Genomic DNA, 17,239 nt, shown 5'->3' on the forward strand with positions numbered 1-17,239 from the left:
CGATTTACTTTAATAAGAAAAGAAGCAATATTTTTGCGGAGGAGAATTTTATAGAATTATTAAAAAGGCTGAATATACAAACGATATACATATGTGGATTTGTTACAAATGGCTGTGTGCAGGCCGCTTGTCTAGAGAGTCAATCGAGAGGTTTTGAAACGTTTCTATTAGAAGATGCTCATAGTACGTTTGTTAAGAATGCCGAAAAAGTAATTGATTCATGGAATCAAAAATTAGCTGAAGCGGGTATTGAAGTGTCGAAAACCCATGAAGCAATAGAACAATTGGCAAACGATTAGCAAAACTCAGTACTGCAAAAAAATAAATCAACAATGTCATTGACTTGAGACGTTCGACATTCACGAAGGCTTATTCTCCGGGTCTTCTTAATAATACAAACGGATAAACTAGATTATAATGTGACAAAAATGCTTTCTTAGGCTTAACTATTAATGAGTAGTGATCAACTAGTCAAAGGCGCATTATTGTTCCGAACGAAAATACTTAATCCCAATCCTGGCATATAGATGATCCCGAATAAAGCGATCCACCAAATGTATTCTTTGGCATAAGTCAGGAGCCAGTCATTGGTCCCGAGTAAACGGCAAGTCGTCATTGTGATAGCTATTTCCAGCATGATAAAGGGATAGACGATATTGATGGTGCCTAATCCCATTTCGCCAACGCCTTGTCCAACGAAAATACCATTAACGATATTGTACAGGGACGAGACGACCATACCGATAACGGCAGGTATAGCAAAGCGGGCGAATTCTTTGCGGATGTTGGGAGTGACGTGTCGAGTTTTTGGCATATGAAAACCTCTTAGATGACAATGCCAAACAAAAAAGGATAAGCGAATCCTTTTTCGTGATGATAAATCATCTTAAAAAAATTTCGCTTATCCGGTATTTCCGATTACCTCCGCGTTCACCTAAAGTTTAGCAACTTTGAATTTGAAAACGCTAATCAATTTTTATTTTGTAAATTTTTTTCCACGGACTTAACCGACGATTAATTAACCTTTAAAATTATACAATGGTCGGATGATTTCTTTTACTTCCATTGTTTCGTGCAGATCAGTCAGTATCTGTTTCTTTGATTTATACGCTTTAGGTGCTTCGTTTAGCGTTTTTTTAGAAACAGAGGTCGTCCAAACATGCCGCATCATACGCTGGTAGTTTTCCAGCCTGATTGATGCTCTAGCTTGAGAGCGGCTCATTGTGCGACCAGCTCCATGGGGCCCGGATTGATTCCATTCGTCATTGCCTTTTCCGACACCAATAATAGAACCGTCCTTCATATTTAAAGGAACAATCATTTTCTCGTTTTTTCTAGCAGAATCCGCCCCTTTACGTAAAATCATATGCTTCAAATCAATATAATTATGGGGACTGTCAAAGCTTTCAATAACCTGCTTTTCCCATTTCATTGCTTTTAAAATCGTCTGCGCCATGCTTTGACGATTAAATACCGCGTATTGCTGTGCAATCTGCATATCTGACAGGTAATTCTCCAAATCTTGATCTGACACATAAGATAAATCATAGGGAATTTTTATTTCTTCCCGTTGCTGAATCAAATCCGCTTTTTCATCAGGTTCATTCGCTGCTTTTGCTTGCAGTTTTAAATCTTGCCGCATTTGTGTCAGCTTTTGATAGGCGATTTCCTGATGGTATTCGGCGATCTCTTTGCCTAAAACGCGGCTGCCACTGCGAATAACCAAATAAAATCCATCACTGCCTTCATTGACCTCGATGAAATGATTGCCACCGCCTAATGTTCCTAAGCTTTGTAGGGCCCATCCGCGATGAATCGGCGCCTGAATGTTTTCTAAGGGAAAACTATATAAAGGCTTGCTGTGAGAATGGTGTCCACTGGGAATCCGATTACGAATTATTCTATCTAATTTATCGAAATTCAGTTTGACACCTTTTCTAAATTTAGTTACATTTAGTCCGCAGCCGATGTCTACGCCGACAAGGTTGGGAACGACCTGATCCTTTATTGTCATCGTCGTCCCGATAACGCTGCTTGAGCCGCTGTGAGTATCTGGCATGATTCGAATTTTGGCATCTTGTGCGAATTTTTGATTGCATAGAGTCATGATTTGACCGACTGTACTGTCAGTTAAAATGTCGGTATAGACTGTTGCTGTATTGTATTTTCCTTTAATTGTTAACATATTGAATCCTCTCTTTGAGGAATCAATCGATCCCTCAGTTAATTTGTATTATTCTCTGATTTTCTTCTTTTTCCACTCATAGGAAACACCTCCATCAATGTTGTTGATTATTCATGTTTGTAGGTCGTCGATAACTCAACGGCAGGGAAGTTCACTTTTGTGCGCATATCATTCTGCTAGATATTTTGTCCTCAATATTTGTTGAAAAGCGACGATTAAACACTCATACTTTACAAACTGCAAAAAGCAGAACATGCAAAAAAACTGCCAATCATCGGATTGACAGTTTCACAAATAGGCTTTATTTACGAATACAGAGAGTCTATGGATGAAGACTCTCTGTTCGGATAAAACGCATCAAACAGATCAATCGATTGTATTTGGTTTATTTTGATAGTCTTACTCATCTTGCTCTCTCCCTTCCTTAAATTCTTTTTCATCCTATCATTCTTAAATATCGAGTGTCAAGGCTATTTAGTCTTACTCTTTAGGTTTCACCGGAATTAAAACTTCAAAAACTTGATCTTCGGGATGTTCCGAGGTCGTTTCATCCTGCCATAGCAATTCCCAGATATCACCGTTTAACTCCAAGTTATTCTCCTTCAGGTAATTTCTGAAGCGATTATTAAAAGTATTAATATGGTGAATCTCGTCCTTCATAAACCCAGAAACATAATCTCCAGCTGGTCGTTTAACAACACGTTGCCGATTATAGATGTGCAAGCGCTCTTCAGGTATTTTTACGAGAGCTCGATAGGGAGCAGCATGAAAATTTTTCTCGTAAAAGGCGGAACCATCTACTAAAAAGCCAATCGGATAGCCACTGAATAAATCACTGCTGTCAACAGAGGAATAAAAACGTCCGTAAATCTGGGCAGCGTCAATATCGTCGTAGCTTTCGATGATATCAGAAATGACGAAAGATTCCGCTTCGCGATAAGAATAAGTGATGGATTCTAAATCAAAGTTTTTTAATGTAATATAGCGTTCAATGTAGCTATCTAGTGCGCTGCGAATCCCACCTAATTTTTGGATTTGTTCATCAATCTTCTGTTTCTGTCGCATAAATCCATCAAGAACGTAATCCACATTCCGATTTTTTAAGAAGACATGTATATCCTCCAAAGAAACGTCTAGATTTTTTAATAAGAGAATAACGTCTAATTCAAAATATTGATCAATCCCATAGTAGCGATAGCCGTTTTCACCGACCTTGGCTGGCTTGAAAAGGTCGATTTGATCGTAATAAATCAAAGTCCGGCGGCTAATGCCTGCATATTTTGCCATCTCGCTGATCGTTAAAAATTTTTTCATAACTAATCCTCATTTTCGCTTGACTGTAACGTTACGTCACAGTTTATTCTACCATAGGAGAAGGAGGGAAAAAAGATGAAACTATTCAAAATCTTTTTCAAAGAATATCAAAGGATGTTCTTAGGCACCTTCATCTTAATGATTGTGCAAGCGGTCGGAACACTGATGATTCCTTACTATGTCGCTGAAATTATTGATGAAGGCATCTTAACTCAAGATCAAGGAGCGATTTGGCGAAATGGTGCATTTATGCTAGGAATTGCGGTCTTAACAGGGATTGTCTCGATTATTGCCAGCTATTATTCGGCAATTTTGGCCGGTCGTTTTGGTTACTTTTTGCGAAAACGTTTAGTAGATAAGACACTACGCTTATCAATGGCGGATATGGATGAGTTTGGAACGCCGACATTACTGGCTCGAACGACGAGTGATATAACAAATATCCAACAAATCATGATGATGGTCTTTCAAATGATCATCCCTGCACCGTTGATTTGTCTTGCTTCGATTGTGTTGACAGGAGCAATTTCCTGGCGCTTTGTCTGGATTCCGATTGTCTCGATTGTGCTATTTTCACTTGTTTCGCTAGCTGTTATCAAAAAGGCTATTCCTTTAGCGGATGTGATGCAGCAGCGAATGGATAAAATGATGCAGATTTTAAGAGAATTCTACACAGGTGTTCGAGTAATTCGCGCATTTAACAAGAATAATTTTGAAAAGAAACGCACGGATAAAACCTTCAGTAATTATGCAGAAGTCATGATTCGGGTCAATAAGCTGTTTGCTGTCTTGAATCCTACAGTCAATTTAGTAATGGGAGTAGGGATGACAGCTGTTCTGGCTTTTGGCGGCGTCATGGTGCTTCAAGGAAGTGTGCCAATTGGGAGCTTAACAGCTATCAGCGAATACACAATTTTAAGTCTCTGGTTCTTGACGATGGCGGCGATGGTAATTGTGATGATTCCAAAAGCATTGGCTTCGTTAGAGCGGATTGGCGAGGTATTAGATACACAAGAAGAAATCATTGATGGGTCAAAAGCAGCTTTTGAGTTAAGAGAAAATCAGCCGATTGCTATTTTTGATCATGTCGACTTTGCATACAGTGGAGCAGAGGAAGCCGTCTTGTCCAATATCACCTTTGATATCCCTAAAGGTGTGACCGCTATTGTCGGCGGTACTGGATCGGGTAAGAGTACGATTGCTAAGGCGCTGCTTCGGTTGAGAGATACGACGAAGGGAGAAATTCGTTTTCATGGGGAAACCATCAAAAATGTCACCCAAGAATCGTTGAGAGCACGAATCAGTTATGTTCCGCAAAAGGCTTTTCTATTCAGCGGTACGGTTAAGGACAATTTTCTTTTTGGAAATCCATATGCGACGGAAGAAGAAATGAAACAGGCGGCTAAAGTGGCGCAGGCCGAAGATTTTATTGCTGATTTAGATGGACAATTCGATGCGTTTGTCGCACAAAAAGGCAACAACTTTTCAGGAGGTCAGAAGCAGCGGTTGAGTATCGCAAGAGCCTTAATTAAACCAGCTGATTTGTATTTCTTCGATGATAGTTTTTCAGCACTGGATTATCAAACGGATGCCAAACTGCGAAAGGCATTGAAAAGTTATCTAGCTGAAGCTGCGATCGTGATTGTGGCTCAGCGTCTATCGACGATCAAAGATGCCGATCAGATTATCGTTTTGGAGGAAGGAAAGATTGTTGGTAAAGGCACCCACGAAGAATTGCTTCGTACCTGTCATGTTTACCAAGAATTTGCCAAGTCTCAAGGAATGGAGGGGAAAAAACATGAGCATCAAGCAAGTTGATGAAAAAAAGGTAGAGACAGAAACACCGAAGGAATTTAAAAAGACCGGAATTCGTCTGTTTAAATTATTAATTGAGCAGAAAACGCGCTTTGCGGTCATTATTGCTTCGGCCATCTGTTTTGCTGCATTAATGGCTATTACACCACTGATATTAGGCTGGGGATTAGACGCGATTATCACGTTAATTCGTACACAGCAAGTAACTATGGAAAATCTATTTGCTGCTCTGATACAGCCCGTAGTCTGGCTCTTCATAGCTTGGTGCGGCGTTTCACTGTTCTCCTTATTACAGGAGTATACGATGGCCAGCGTCGCGGAGACATTGACCTTGCGTTTAAGAACAAAGCTAACAGAAAAGCTGAATCATTTGCCTATGAAGTTCTTTGATCAATATAAGACTGGTGATATCTTAACGAGGGCGACACTTGATTTGGATAAGGTATCAGAAGTTTTACAGGTTGGTTTGATGCAAATGATTTCGGCAATTTTATCGATTGTAATTGGACTGGGAGTGATGATCTATTTAAGTCCGTTATTGACATTGGGTATTGTCATCATCTTATTAGTGAGTCTATTTCTTACAAACCGTTTAGCTCACAAAAATCAAGAGTATTTTTCCGAAAATCAAGCGGCTTTGGGCGCTGTAGGGACCAAGGCCGAAGAGAATTATTCAGGAAATTTACTGATCAAGGCCTACAATCGTCAGCAAGCAACAGCGGATGAGTTGGATAAATTGAATGAAGCACAGTTTCAAGCTTTTAAAAAGGCTCAGTTCGTAAGTTTCGCGATTAATCCGTTGATTCGATTGATTAATCAGTTAGGATTCGTTACTAGTGCCGTCGTGGGAGGGATCATGGTAATCAATGGTCAGCTATCCATTGGTTTAGTTCAAGCATATCTTCAATACGTGAATCAAGTTTCTGAGCCAATCACACAGGTCTCGTATGTAATCAACAGCCTGCAGAGTGCTTTTGCAGCATTAGAGCGGATTTTTGAGATTTTGGATCAGGAGGAAGAGGTTGAGGAAGTATTGAATCTTTCGGTTCCAGAAAATGTGCGTGGTGAAGTAGCCTTCAAACACGTGGCATTTGGTTATTCGCCTGACAAGCTGTTGATGGAAGATGTCAATTTTAAGGTGAAGCCGAAGCAAATGGTCGCAATCGTTGGCCCAACAGGCGCTGGGAAAACGACGATGATTAATCTGTTAATGCGCTTCTACGAACTAACCAATGGTCAAATCGAAGTAGACGGCAAGAATATCAGTCATTTCTCACGTGCGGAGATTCGTCAAAAATTCGGAATGGTTTTGCAAGATACATGGCTATTTGAAGGAACAGTGGCAGATAATATCGCTTACGGGAAACCGGATGCTACAAGACAAGAAATCGTTCAGGCAGCAAAAGATGCTCAATGTCACCACTTTATTCGCACATTGCCTAATGGTTATGACACGATCATTTCTTCCGATGGAACTCAGATTTCACAAGGACAACAACAGCTTTTAACAATTGCTCGGGCAATTTTGGCAGATCCGCAATTGCTGATCTTAGATGAGGCAACTTCAAGTGTAGATACACGAACAGAAGGGATGATTCAGCAGGCGATGGATCAATTAACCACTGAACGAACCAGCTTTGTTATCGCCCATCGTTTATCTACGATTAAGAATGCCGATTTAATTTTAGTGATGAAAGACGGCTCGATTATCGAGCAGGGAAATCACAGCAGTTTAATGAAAAAAGGCGATTTCTATGCAAATCTTTATAATAGTCAATTCGCCGGATAAGCTCAACGATCATCGTTGAGCTTGTTTTTTATAGATTTTAGAAAGATATGTGAGGAACCAAAAAATTACTAAGTTAGAAAATATTCTGAAAATTCATTGACTTTTAATCTTATGAAATGTATAGTATAAAAAAATGATTAAGAAACTATTAGAAAAACGAGGGGCCGATTTTTATGCGCAAGAGTAAATACAATAATTTTGATGGCATCGTCTTATTAATTATTGAGTCCAGGACTTAGAACGCGGAAGTAGTATCAACCGTTAGTTTGAGTCCTATTTGCGTTAGAAATGGGATTCTTGCAAGAGCATCCCATTTATTGATGGGATGCTCTTTTTGTCAGTTGTACTTTTCACAGGATATTTAGCGTAAAAGTAAAACTAATGATGGATAACAATTTATCAAGCAAAGAACTTAGTACAAAGATATGCGCATGAAAATAAGCTCATTTTTCTTGAGTTGGAAAAATGGGTTGGCTAAAAGCAGGGAGATGTGACTATGAGAAGTGATCAGATTAAAAAAGGAATTGATGCAGCACCCGCCAGAAGTTTATTATATGCGACTGGCCAAGTAAAAAATATCCATGATATGGATAAACCATTTATAGCTATTTGTAATTCTTATATCGATATTGTACCGGGGCACGTTCACCTGCGAGAACTAGCTGATGTAGCTAAAGAGGCCATTCGTGAAGCAGGAGGAATTCCTTTTGAATTTAACACGATTGGTGTAGACGACGGAATTGCAATGGGACATATCGGTATGCGCTACTCTTTACCAAGTCGTGAGCTGATTGCAGATGCAGCAGAAACAGTGATCAATGCTCATTGGTTCGATGGTGTGTTCTACATTCCTAACTGTGACAAGATTACACCAGGGATGATCATGGCCGCGATGCGAACAAACGTACCATCGATTTTCTGTTCCGGCGGTCCCATGAAAGCTGGAATTGATCCGAGAGGCCATCAAACGACACTATCTTCAATGTTTGAAGCTGTGGGAGCATATAAAGAAGGACAGATGACGGAAAAAGATTTCTTGTTCATGGAACAAAATGCTTGTCCGACCTGTGGTTCTTGTGCAGGCATGTTTACCGCAAATTCTATGAACTGTTTATTGGAGATGTTAGGTTTGGCTTTACCCGGAAATGGAACTGTTCTAGCCGTTTCTGACGAGCGTCGTGAATTGGTTCGAGAATCAGCGAAGCATTTGATGAATTTGGTCAAAAAGCAAATCAAACCACGGGATATCGTAACCAAGGAAGCAATTGATGATGCCTTTGCCTTAGACATGGCGATGGGTGGTTCAACCAATACAGTCCTTCACACATTGGCCATCGCAAATGAAGCGGAAATCGATTACGATCAATCAGATATTAATGTGATTGCGAAAAGAGTTCCTTACTTATCTAAAATCGCTCCTTCTTCCAGCTATTCGATGCACGATGTTCATGAAGCAGGCGGTGTACCAGCAATCATTAATGAATTAGTTTCGATTGACGGTGCGATTCATTCAGATCGGATCACAGTCACTGGCAAAACTTTACGAGAGAATGTTGCTTCTGCCAAGATCATGAATGAAGAAGTGATTCATCCGAAAACAGCTCCTTATAGTCCAGTCGGAGGTCTTTCAATCCTCTATGGGAATATCGCGCCAGCAGGCAGTGTGATCAAGGTTGGCGGCGTTGATCCAAGTATCAAAGTATTTAAAGGAAAAGCGATTTGTTTTGCTTCTCACGACGAAGCGGTTGAAGCAATCGATAATCATACCGTTACTAAGGGACATGTCGTGGTTATTCGTTACGAAGGACCGAAGGGTGGACCAGGAATGCCGGAAATGTTGGCACCGACATCAAGTATTGTTGGACGCGGCTTAGGGAAAGATGTTGCACTAATCACTGATGGACGCTTCTCTGGAGCAACGCGTGGAATTGCTGTAGGACATATTTCACCAGAAGCTGCAGCAGGCGGACCAATCGCTTTAGTTCAAGATGGTGATGAAATCACGATTGATTTGACTGCCCGCACACTAAATGTGGCTGTATCGGAGGAAGAGTTGGCTAAACGAAAAGAAAAATTACCAAAATTCCAACCAAAAGTCAAAAAAGGCTGGTTAGCTCGTTACTCAGCAATGGTAACTTCAGCGCACACTGGCGGCGTTATGGAATTACCAGAAGAAGAATAAAGCGAATGCCATCATGATTATCACAGTTGCCAATATGAAATAATCAAAAAAGGAAGAAAGATAAGTTGAAAAAAGCTAGTGGAATGATATACGGCATGAACTTGAGACTTATTTTTCTGAAAGAAAAATAAATACATTAAAAGGAGGAATGGGGGTGGAAGAAATGAAACAAGAAGTAGAAGTTGAACACCTATATTCAGGAGCGGATTTATTAATCAAGTGTTTGGAAAATCAAGGAGTCGAATTGATTTTTGGCTATCCTGGAGGCTCCGTTTTACCCTTATATGACTCACTTTACGATGAACCGATTCCAAATATTCTCACACGTCATGAACAAGGTGCTGTCCACGCAGCGGAAGGATATGCCAAAGCTACAGGAAAACCAGGAGTAGTAATCGTTACCAGCGGACCAGGTGCAACCAATGTAGTGACTGGGATAGCGGATGCAATGATTGATTCTGTACCTTTAGTTGTCATTACAGGACAAGTAACGACGCCGGGAATCGGAAAAGATGCTTTCCAAGAAGCAGATATGTTAGGGATTACCGTACCAATAACCAAAAACAACTATCAAGTTCGGGATATTGAAGAGCTTCCACGAATCGTCAATGAAGCCTTCCACATTGCAACGACAGGCAGAAAAGGCCCGGTCTTAATCGACCTGCCAAAAGATATCACGACGTTAAAGGCAAATCCTAAGATTGATGAAGTTATTCATTTAGAAAGCTATCAGCCAACGGTGACACCATCAATTTTACAAATCGAACGTCTAATGAACTTATTGAAGAAAGCTGAGAAACCGATTGTATTAGTTGGCGGCGGTGTGGTAGCTGCCGATGGTGCCGAAGAATTACGGCAGTTTGTTGAAAAATATCAGTTACCTACTGTTTCTACTTTGCTAGGCTTAGGGCTGCTACCGCAGGACCATCCGTATTTCTTAGGAATGGGCGGAATGCATGGTACCTATGCAGCAAATATGGCGCTGATGGAGACGGATTTATTGATTAATATCGGCAGTCGCTTTGATGATCGTCTGGCCTGTTCGCCTGAAGCTTTCGCCCCACACGCGAAAGTTGCTCATATAGATGTTGATCCAGTTGAAATAGGCAAGATTATTCATACTGATATTCCAATTGTAGGGGATGCAAAAGTTGCTCTTCAACAAATGCTGTCAATTGAGATTCCTGCACCTGATTGTGAAGAGTGGCGCATGGTTTGTAAAGCGCGTCAACAAAGATATCCCTTAAAGTATGAATGGAATGAAAAAGTCATCAAGCCACAAGCTGTGATTGAAATTATCGGACGCATTACAGAAGGCAAATCCTATATTGTAACGGATGTTGGCCAACATCAAATGTGGGTAGCCCAGTTTTATCCTTTTCAATTTTCTAAACAATTGATTACTAGCGGCGGTTTGGGGACGATGGGGTACGGTATCCCAGCAGGTATTGGAACAAAATTCGGAAAACCAAATGATTCTGTGGTTGTGTTCGTTGGAGATGGCGGTTTCCAAATGACAAATCAAGAATTGGCAATTTTGAATCAAAATAATCTCGATATTAAGTTTGTTCTATTGAACAACCAATCACTTGGGATGGTTCGCCAATGGCAGGAGAAATTCTTCAATGAACGTCGCTCACAATCTGTTTTCCACGAGCAGCCAGATTTCATGAAAATGGCTGAGGCCTATGGAATTGGTAGTAAAAAAATTACTGATCCCACCACCTTAGAAAAGGATTTGCAAGAAGCGTTTGCCACTGCTGGACCAATGCTGATTGAAGTAATGATTTGCAACAAGGAGCATGTATTACCAATGATTCCGGCTGGCATGCCGAATGATCAGATGTTGGGAGTTGATTAAAATGAGACGGATGATTACAGCAATGGTTCATGACCAAGCAGGGGTGTTAAGTCGAATCACGAGTGTTTTGAATCGCCGACAAGTAAATATGGATAGTGTTTCGGTAGGTCGGACAGAAAGAGACGGCGAATCCCGAATGACGATTATCATTCAAGCTGACACGTTAGCGGATGTTGAACAAGTAACGAAACAATTAAATAAACAAATCGATGTGGTTAAGGTTTCTGATGTAACCGATGAGCCACATTTAGAAAGAGAATTGGCGTTGATCAAGGTCAGCGCCCCAGCAGCAACACGTTCAGAAATTCAAGCGATGATTGATCCATTTCGAGCAGATGTCGTGGATGTTGGGCTGAAAACAATCGTGGTACAGGTTGCTGGCTCGACAGAAAAGGTCAACGCGTGTATCGACGTCTTACGACCTTATGGAATTAAGCAATTAGCACGAACCGGTGTAACCGGATTTAGCAGAGGTTAAACGCAAGATCTATTTTTAGATTTTGCTATTAATATAGTTTATAAAATTGGAGGAAAAATTATGGTTAAAGTTTATTATGATGATGCAGTAGCGAAGGATGCTTTAGAAGGAAAAACAATTGCTGTGGTGGGCTATGGTTCTCAAGGACATGCTCATGCACAAAATCTACGTGACACGGGTCATCAAGTCGTGATCGGTGTACGAGAAGGAAAATCCGCTGAGGCTGCTCGTGAAGATGGATTTGATGTGTTGCCGGTAGCTGAAGCAACCAAAAAAGCCGAAGTAGTCATGATTTTAGCTCCGGATGAAATCCAGGGTGCTTTATACGATAATGAAATCGCACCGAATTTAGCAGATGGCGATGCTTTAGTTTTCGCACATGGTTTCAATATTCACTTTGATGTTATCAACCCACCGAAAAATGTGGATGTTTTCTTAGTAGCTCCAAAAGGTCCCGGTCATTTAGTTCGTCGTACCTTTACTGAAGGCTTTGCAGTACCAGCATTGTTTGCTGTTCACCAAGATGCAACAGGAACTGCTCGCGATTTAGCACTATCTTATGCGAAGGGCATTGGCGCTACACGAGTAGGTGTCTTGGAAACTACCTTTAAGGAAGAAACTGAAACTGATCTATTTGGCGAACAGGCAGTGCTTTGCGGTGGCTTAACCAGTATGATCGAGGCTGGTTTTGAAACATTAGTCGAAGCAGGTTACCAACCTGAATTGGCATACTTTGAAGTTTGTCATGAAATCAAATTAATCGTTGATTTGATTTATGAGGGTGGATTCGCGAAAATGCGTAATTCGATTTCTAACACAGCGGAATACGGCGATTATGTTTCTGGACCACGTGTGATCACCGACCAAGCGAAAGCTGGCATGAAGGAAGTTTTAACCGATATCCAAAATGGGAAATTTGCCAAAGGCTTTATTGACGATAATAAGAACGGCTTCCCTGAATTCAAGAAAATGCGTGAGGAAAGTGCTGGACATCAAATTGAAAAAGTGGGCGGCGAGTTACGGAAAATGATGCCATTTGTAAGTCGTAAAGATTAATGGGGGATGCAGCGATGGAATTGATCAAAGATACTGAGGTTCGCAGTGCCTATCAATTATTGAAGGACTCTGTCAACCACACGCCGTTACAATATGATCGTTATTTATCTGAAAAATATCAAGCGACTGTTTTATTAAAGCGAGAGGACCTGCAAAAAGTTCGTTCATTTAAATTACGCGGTGCTTATTATGCCATTAAGAAACTTCCAGAGGCGGATTTGAAGAAAGGTGTGGTTTGTGCGAGTGCGGGAAATCACGCGCAGGGAGTTGCTTACACGTGTCATGAATTAAAGACGCGGGCAGCAATTTTTATGCCTACCACCACACCGCAACAAAAAGTTTCGCAAGTAAGATTTTTTGGTGGTGAATTTGCGGATATTCATTTAGTCGGCGATACCTTTGACGCTTCTGCTGCTGCCGCAAAAAAATACTGCGAAGAAAACGGCATGACCTTTATCGATCCTTTTAATGATAAAAATATTATTGCCGGTCAAGGAACGCTGGCTTTGGAAATGATGACTGATGCAGAAAGCGAAGGTTATAAACCTGATTTCGTGATCACAGCAATTGGTGGAGGCGGCTTAATCAGTGGTGTGGCGTCTTATGTGAAGAACACCTCACCAACAACCAAAGTGATAGGTGTTGAACCTAAAGGAGCGGCTTCGATGCAGGCAGCCTTTGAGGAAGAGCAGCCAGTTAAACTAACCGAGATCGATAAATTCGTCGATGGAGCAGCAGTTCAACGTGTCGGTGAAATCACATATTCTCATAGTAGGGAATATGTTGACGAACTGATGTCAGTTGATGAAGGCTTAATCTGTTCAACTATCTTAGATTTGTATGGTAAACAAGCCATAGTAGTTGAACCAGCGGGCGCTATGAGTGTGGCTGCTTTAGATTTGATGAAAGACCAGATCAAAGGGAAAACAGTGATCTGTGTTATCAGTGGTGGAAACAACGATATTAACCGAATGGCTGAGATCGAAGAGCGTTCGTTGATTTATGAAGGCTTGAAGCATTACTTTGTCGTGAATTTTCCGCAACGTCCAGGAGCATTGAAGGAATTTGTATCAGAGGTCTTAGGTGAGGGCGATGATATTACACGTTTCGAATATACGAAGAAAAGTAATCGTGGCACTGGACCAGTGGTAATTGGTGTGCTATTGAAGAAGCCTGAAACCTTGCCAGATTTATTGAAGCGGTTAAAAGAATTTGATTCGACCTATATCGAATTAAGTCAACATAAGACCCTTTATAATTTATTGGTTTGATTAAAAAAGGAACCCGAAAGAGATAATTTTCGGAGTTCCTTTTTTTATATGATCAATTGATGATTAGAATTAAAATAATTTTTATAGGCAGTATAACCGCCTATTATAGAGCCTAAACTTGTAGCCGAAAGCAGCATAAAGGTGACCATAATTTGATATTTGATTGCGTGGACTGGATCTAGTCCAGCGAAAATCAATCCTGACATCATGCCTGGCAAACTAACGAGACCTACTGTTTTAGCAGAATCAATGGTAGGCTGCATGGCGGTTTTGATACTTTGCTGTAGGATCGGTTTAGAAGCCAACTTGATTGAAGCTCCCAGCGCCAATTTTTCTAACACCTGTTGTCTTAAGTCGTGAAATTGAGTATTCAACGCCCGATAGCATAGACCGATTGCTACCATTGAGTTGCTGGCGATCATTCCAGTGATAGGAACGATTTGAGAAGGAATAAATTTAATAGCTCCAGCGAAAATCAATACGCCAAGAGTAGTATAAGTGCTAATAAAAATTGCTGCTAATGAATGAAGATATTTTTTATGAAGACTGGGATTTCTCTTATGGGCATTCCAAGCAGCATTGAATACAATGAATAAACTCATTGCGATTGTCAAAAGATCATTGTTAACTTGAAAAATATATTTTAATAAATAACCAACAATAACTAATTGGATGATAGCTCGGATAATACTAAGAAAGATGTCTTTCGATAAATTCAATTTTTCTTTGGAACTAATGACAACAGCGATTAGTACTAATGCAAAAGCTAAGACTAAAGAAAGATCATTGACAGCTAATTGATTCATTGTTTAAGTTTCCCTCCTTGGATAAGTAGTAATTTTTCTGCTTCTTGGATCTCTGCTTCATCATGCGTCACCTGTAAGATCGTACAGCCCTTTTGTTGAATGTTTTTGATTAAGCGATGAATGATTCTCTTTGTTTGTTCATCCAAACCTGTCGTTACCTCATCCAATAACAAAATCTGCGGCAAAAATAAAATGTTGCGGATCAGTGCTACTCGTTGACGTTCACCACCAGATAGCTCAGAAATATTTTTAGTCAGATATTCCTTTGGCAGATCGACCATTTCTAAATGTTCCATCATTTTGCTTTGATCAGGAGTAAGGTTCCTAATAGTATAAGGCAGAGTTAAATTGTCCAGTACAGTTTCACCAAATAATGAAGGTTGCTGAAAACAATAGGAGACCTGTTGACGGTATTCGGTATAGTCGTATTGTTGCTGAGACTTTCCCTGAAAAAGAATTTCGCCACTGGTTGGAGTTAGCAACGAAGCAATCAATCGAAGTAATGTACTTTTTCCTCCTCCTGAAGGACCCGAAATTGTTAAGAAAGCTCCTTGTTCTACTATCAAAGAAATCTGATCTAAAATGATTCGCTGATCACTTTGATAACTGACAGCATCCAGTTTTAATAAAACCATATCAAATACTTTCCTTTCTAGGTTCATAAGGAACGACTACCAAAAGTGCAGGCATATTCTTCACGATTAAATGTTTTAGCTTTAGTTTAGGATAAAGTTTAAAGGTACTTGTTTTTCCAAAACGATCTAAAAAATAGTCTTGAATCTGTTGTTCGCTCCATTGTCTTGCTGGAAAATGCCAGTAGTGATCATTTTCCTTAATAAAAACAAAGCCAACACTCCAAGCTCTTTTTATTTCAGTTGGAAGCTGAGCTAGTTTTTCTTGAAAATTTTCCATGAATATCCTCCATTCATTATTTCTCTTCAAAGTCCTATCATCAAAAAAGCCAATTCTATTAAACCAGTCTTTTTTACTTCTGTACACTTATTGAGCCTATTATAACTTACTAATTTCCTGAAAAGTAGGTGAGATTGAGTTTCTTGCGTTTTCAGAGTTTTTTCTAGTAATTTTCTTTTTTTGATAAAAAGCAAAACATATCATTTGGAGTTTGACCAATTCTGATGTATTATGATTTCGGATAGTTACTTACAAAAAGTAAAAAAGTGTAAATCTTTTTCATTTAACTCAAAATGTTTTACACTATATCCGTAAGAATTTTTACACTTATTAGGAGGTTTGTTTATTATGGCAAAAGAACATTACGATAGAAGTAAACCACACGTTAATATTGGTACCATTGGTCACGTCGACCATGGGAAAACAACTTTAACGGCAGCAATCACAACGGTATTAGGTAAGAAAGGTCTAGCAAACCCTCAAGACTATGCTAGTATCGATGCTGCACCCGAAGAACGTGAACGTGGAATCACTATCAACACTGCACACGTTGAATATGAAACTGAAAAACGCCACTATGCTCATATTGATGCTCCAGGACACGCGGACTATGTGAAAAACATGATCACCGGTGCGGCTCAAATGGATGGTGCAATCCTAGTAGTATCAGCTACTGATGGTCCAATGCCGCAAACACGTGAACATATTTTGCTATCACGGCAAGTGGGTGTTAAACACTTAATCGTATTTTTAAACAAAGTTGATTTAGTCGATGATGAAGAATTGATCGATCTAGTTGAAATGGAAGTCCGTGAATTACTTTCTGAATATGGTTTCCCAGGTGACGATATTCCAGTTCTCAAAGGTTCAGCTTTGAAAGCATTAGAAGGCGATCCTGAACAAGAACAAGTAATCCTTGATTTAATGGATACAGTTGACGAATATATCCCAACTCCAGAACGTGACACTGACAAGCCATTCTTGTTACCAGTCGAAGATGTATTTTCTATCACTGGTCGTGGGACTGTAGCGTCTGGACGGATTGATCGTGGTGAAGTTAAAGTCGGCGATGAAGTTGAAATCATCGGGATCAAACCTGAAATTCAAAAAGCAGTCGTAACTGGACTTGAAATGTTCCGTAAAACTTTAGATTATGGTGAAGCTGGCGATAACGTTGGGGTTCTATTACGTGGGATTACACGTGATGAAATCGAACGTGGTCAAGTCTTAGCTAAACCAGGTTCAATCACACCACATACAAAATTCAGTGCAGAAGTTTACGTATTGACGAAAGAAGAAGGTGGACGTCATACACCATTCTTCAACAACTATCGTCCTCAATTCTATTTCCGTACAACTGACGTTACCGGAAACATCGCATTGCCAGAAGGAACTGAAATGGTTATGCCTGGGGATAACGTTACAATCGACGTTGAATTGATTCACCCAATTGCGGTAGAAAAAGGAACGACTTTCTCTATTCGTGAGGGCGGACGTACCGTTGGTTCAGGTATCGTAACTGAAATCGAAGCATAAATAGAATTGATTAACACGCAACGCTAGTCGTTGC

The 17,239-nt window shown here is 40.1% G+C and carries 15 protein-coding genes (1 of these 15 running past the window's edge); 9 read left to right on the plus strand and 6 right to left on the minus strand.

Going from position 1 to position 17,239, the window contains the following annotated elements:
- Positions 1 to 299, plus strand: the 3' portion of a protein-coding gene (locus tag AUF14_RS05045) for an isochorismatase family cysteine hydrolase (protein WP_016179210.1). 220 nt of this gene lie to the left of the window's left edge; 299 of the gene's 519 nt are visible here — the last part of the coding sequence; its start codon lies beyond the left edge, outside the window; it ends in the stop codon at positions 297 to 299.
- A gap of 164 nt (positions 300 to 463) precedes the next feature.
- Here AUF14_RS05045 and AUF14_RS05050 read toward each other — a convergent pair whose 3' ends face one another.
- The 3 genes from AUF14_RS05050 to AUF14_RS05060 form a co-directional block, all read right to left on the minus strand.
- Positions 464 to 814, minus strand: a complete 351-nt coding sequence (locus AUF14_RS05050; RefSeq protein ID WP_016179209.1) for an MATE family efflux transporter — start codon at positions 812 to 814, stop codon at positions 464 to 466.
- 204 nt (positions 815 to 1,018) lie between these two features.
- Positions 1,019 to 2,185, minus strand: a complete 1,167-nt coding sequence (locus AUF14_RS05055) for an RNA-splicing ligase RtcB (protein WP_016179208.1) — start codon at positions 2,183 to 2,185, stop codon at positions 1,019 to 1,021.
- A gap of 480 nt (positions 2,186 to 2,665) precedes the next feature.
- Positions 2,666 to 3,499, minus strand: coding sequence for a MerR family DNA-binding transcriptional regulator (locus tag AUF14_RS05060; RefSeq protein WP_016179207.1), 834 nt, complete (start codon positions 3,497 to 3,499; stop codon positions 2,666 to 2,668).
- A gap of 75 nt (positions 3,500 to 3,574) precedes the next feature.
- On the opposite strand from AUF14_RS05060, the gene AUF14_RS05065 reads away from it, so the two are divergent.
- The 7 genes from AUF14_RS05065 to ilvA all read left to right on the plus strand — a co-directional run bounded on the left by AUF14_RS05065 (position 3,575) and on the right by ilvA (position 13,951).
- Positions 3,575 to 5,317, plus strand: a complete 1,743-nt coding sequence (locus tag AUF14_RS05065; RefSeq protein ID WP_016179206.1) for an ABC transporter ATP-binding protein — start codon at positions 3,575 to 3,577, stop codon at positions 5,315 to 5,317.
- Positions 5,298 to 7,103: an ABC transporter ATP-binding protein gene (locus AUF14_RS05070; RefSeq protein WP_016179205.1), complete on the plus strand. Its 1,806-nt coding sequence runs from the start codon at positions 5,298 to 5,300 to the stop codon at positions 7,101 to 7,103. Before AUF14_RS05065 ends, AUF14_RS05070 begins: the two co-directional genes overlap by 20 nt.
- A 496-nt stretch (positions 7,104 to 7,599) precedes the next feature.
- A complete protein-coding gene (gene ilvD, locus AUF14_RS05075; protein WP_016179204.1) occupies positions 7,600 to 9,285 on the plus strand; it encodes a dihydroxy-acid dehydratase in 1,686 nt (561 codons plus the stop codon).
- A 148-nt stretch (positions 9,286 to 9,433) separates the two neighbouring features.
- Positions 9,434 to 11,146, plus strand: a complete 1,713-nt coding sequence (gene ilvB, locus AUF14_RS05080) for a biosynthetic-type acetolactate synthase large subunit (RefSeq protein WP_172702658.1) — start codon at positions 9,434 to 9,436, stop codon at positions 11,144 to 11,146.
- A gap of 1 nt (position 11,147) precedes the next feature.
- Positions 11,148 to 11,624: an acetolactate synthase small subunit gene (ilvN, locus tag AUF14_RS05085; RefSeq protein WP_016179202.1), complete on the plus strand. Its 477-nt coding sequence runs from the start codon at positions 11,148 to 11,150 to the stop codon at positions 11,622 to 11,624.
- 60 nt (positions 11,625 to 11,684) lie between these two features.
- Entirely contained in the window at positions 11,685 to 12,680 is a 996-nt protein-coding gene (gene ilvC, locus AUF14_RS05090; protein ID WP_016179201.1) for a ketol-acid reductoisomerase, read from the plus strand.
- A 14-nt stretch (positions 12,681 to 12,694) separates the two neighbouring features.
- On the plus strand, positions 12,695 to 13,951 hold the full coding sequence (gene ilvA, locus AUF14_RS05095) for a threonine ammonia-lyase IlvA (RefSeq protein WP_016179200.1): 1,257 nt from the start codon (positions 12,695 to 12,697) through the stop codon (positions 13,949 to 13,951).
- Positions 13,952 to 13,995: 44 nt separating this feature from the next.
- On the opposite strand, the gene AUF14_RS05100 is transcribed toward ilvA, so the two are convergent.
- Genes AUF14_RS05100 through AUF14_RS05110 form a run of 3 tightly spaced genes read right to left on the minus strand, consistent with a single transcriptional unit; the run spans position 13,996 to position 15,669 of the window.
- Positions 13,996 to 14,757 (minus strand): ABC transporter permease, encoded by a 762-nt coding sequence (locus AUF14_RS05100; protein ID WP_016179199.1) that lies wholly within the window; start codon positions 14,755 to 14,757, stop codon positions 13,996 to 13,998.
- Positions 14,754 to 15,392, minus strand: a complete 639-nt coding sequence (locus AUF14_RS05105) for an ABC transporter ATP-binding protein (protein WP_016179198.1) — start codon at positions 15,390 to 15,392, stop codon at positions 14,754 to 14,756. The genes AUF14_RS05100 and AUF14_RS05105 overlap by 4 nt, the downstream gene beginning before the upstream one ends.
- A 1-nt stretch (position 15,393) precedes the next feature.
- On the minus strand, positions 15,394 to 15,669 hold the full coding sequence (locus AUF14_RS05110) for a hypothetical protein (RefSeq protein ID WP_016179197.1): 276 nt from the start codon (positions 15,667 to 15,669) through the stop codon (positions 15,394 to 15,396).
- Positions 15,670 to 16,017: 348 nt separating this feature from the next.
- On the opposite strand from AUF14_RS05110, the gene tuf reads away from it, so the two are divergent.
- Entirely contained in the window at positions 16,018 to 17,205 is a 1,188-nt protein-coding gene (gene tuf / locus AUF14_RS05115; RefSeq protein WP_016179196.1) for an elongation factor Tu, read from the plus strand.
- The last annotated feature ends 34 nt before the right edge of the window (positions 17,206 to 17,239 follow it).

Origin of the sequence: Enterococcus avium, assembly GCF_002891025.1 — a bacterium.
Lineage (GTDB): Bacteria > Bacillota > Bacilli > Lactobacillales > Enterococcaceae > Enterococcus_A > Enterococcus_A avium.

Coding starts and splice junctions, on each gene's coding strand:
- AUF14_RS05050 (WP_016179209.1), bottom strand. CDS start 814: ATGCCAAAAACTCGACACGTCACTCCCAACATCCGCAAAGAATTCGCC.
- AUF14_RS05055 (WP_016179208.1), bottom strand. CDS start 2,185: ATGTTAACAATTAAAGGAAAATACAATACAGCAACAGTCTATACCGAC.
- AUF14_RS05060 (WP_016179207.1), bottom strand. CDS start 3,499: ATGAAAAAATTTTTAACGATCAGCGAGATGGCAAAATATGCAGGCATT.
- AUF14_RS05065 (WP_016179206.1), top strand. CDS start 3,575: ATGAAACTATTCAAAATCTTTTTCAAAGAATATCAAAGGATGTTCTTA.
- AUF14_RS05070 (WP_016179205.1), top strand. CDS start 5,298: ATGAGCATCAAGCAAGTTGATGAAAAAAAGGTAGAGACAGAAACACCG.
- ilvD (WP_016179204.1), top strand. CDS start 7,600: ATGAGAAGTGATCAGATTAAAAAAGGAATTGATGCAGCACCCGCCAGA.
- ilvB (WP_172702658.1), top strand. CDS start 9,434: ATGGGGGTGGAAGAAATGAAACAAGAAGTAGAAGTTGAACACCTATAT.
- ilvN (WP_016179202.1), top strand. CDS start 11,148: ATGAGACGGATGATTACAGCAATGGTTCATGACCAAGCAGGGGTGTTA.
- ilvC (WP_016179201.1), top strand. CDS start 11,685: ATGGTTAAAGTTTATTATGATGATGCAGTAGCGAAGGATGCTTTAGAA.
- ilvA (WP_016179200.1), top strand. CDS start 12,695: ATGGAATTGATCAAAGATACTGAGGTTCGCAGTGCCTATCAATTATTG.
- AUF14_RS05100 (WP_016179199.1), bottom strand. CDS start 14,757: ATGAATCAATTAGCTGTCAATGATCTTTCTTTAGTCTTAGCTTTTGCA.
- AUF14_RS05105 (WP_016179198.1), bottom strand. CDS start 15,392: ATGGTTTTATTAAAACTGGATGCTGTCAGTTATCAAAGTGATCAGCGA.
- AUF14_RS05110 (WP_016179197.1), bottom strand. CDS start 15,669: ATGGAAAATTTTCAAGAAAAACTAGCTCAGCTTCCAACTGAAATAAAA.
- tuf (WP_016179196.1), top strand. CDS start 16,018: ATGGCAAAAGAACATTACGATAGAAGTAAACCACACGTTAATATTGGT.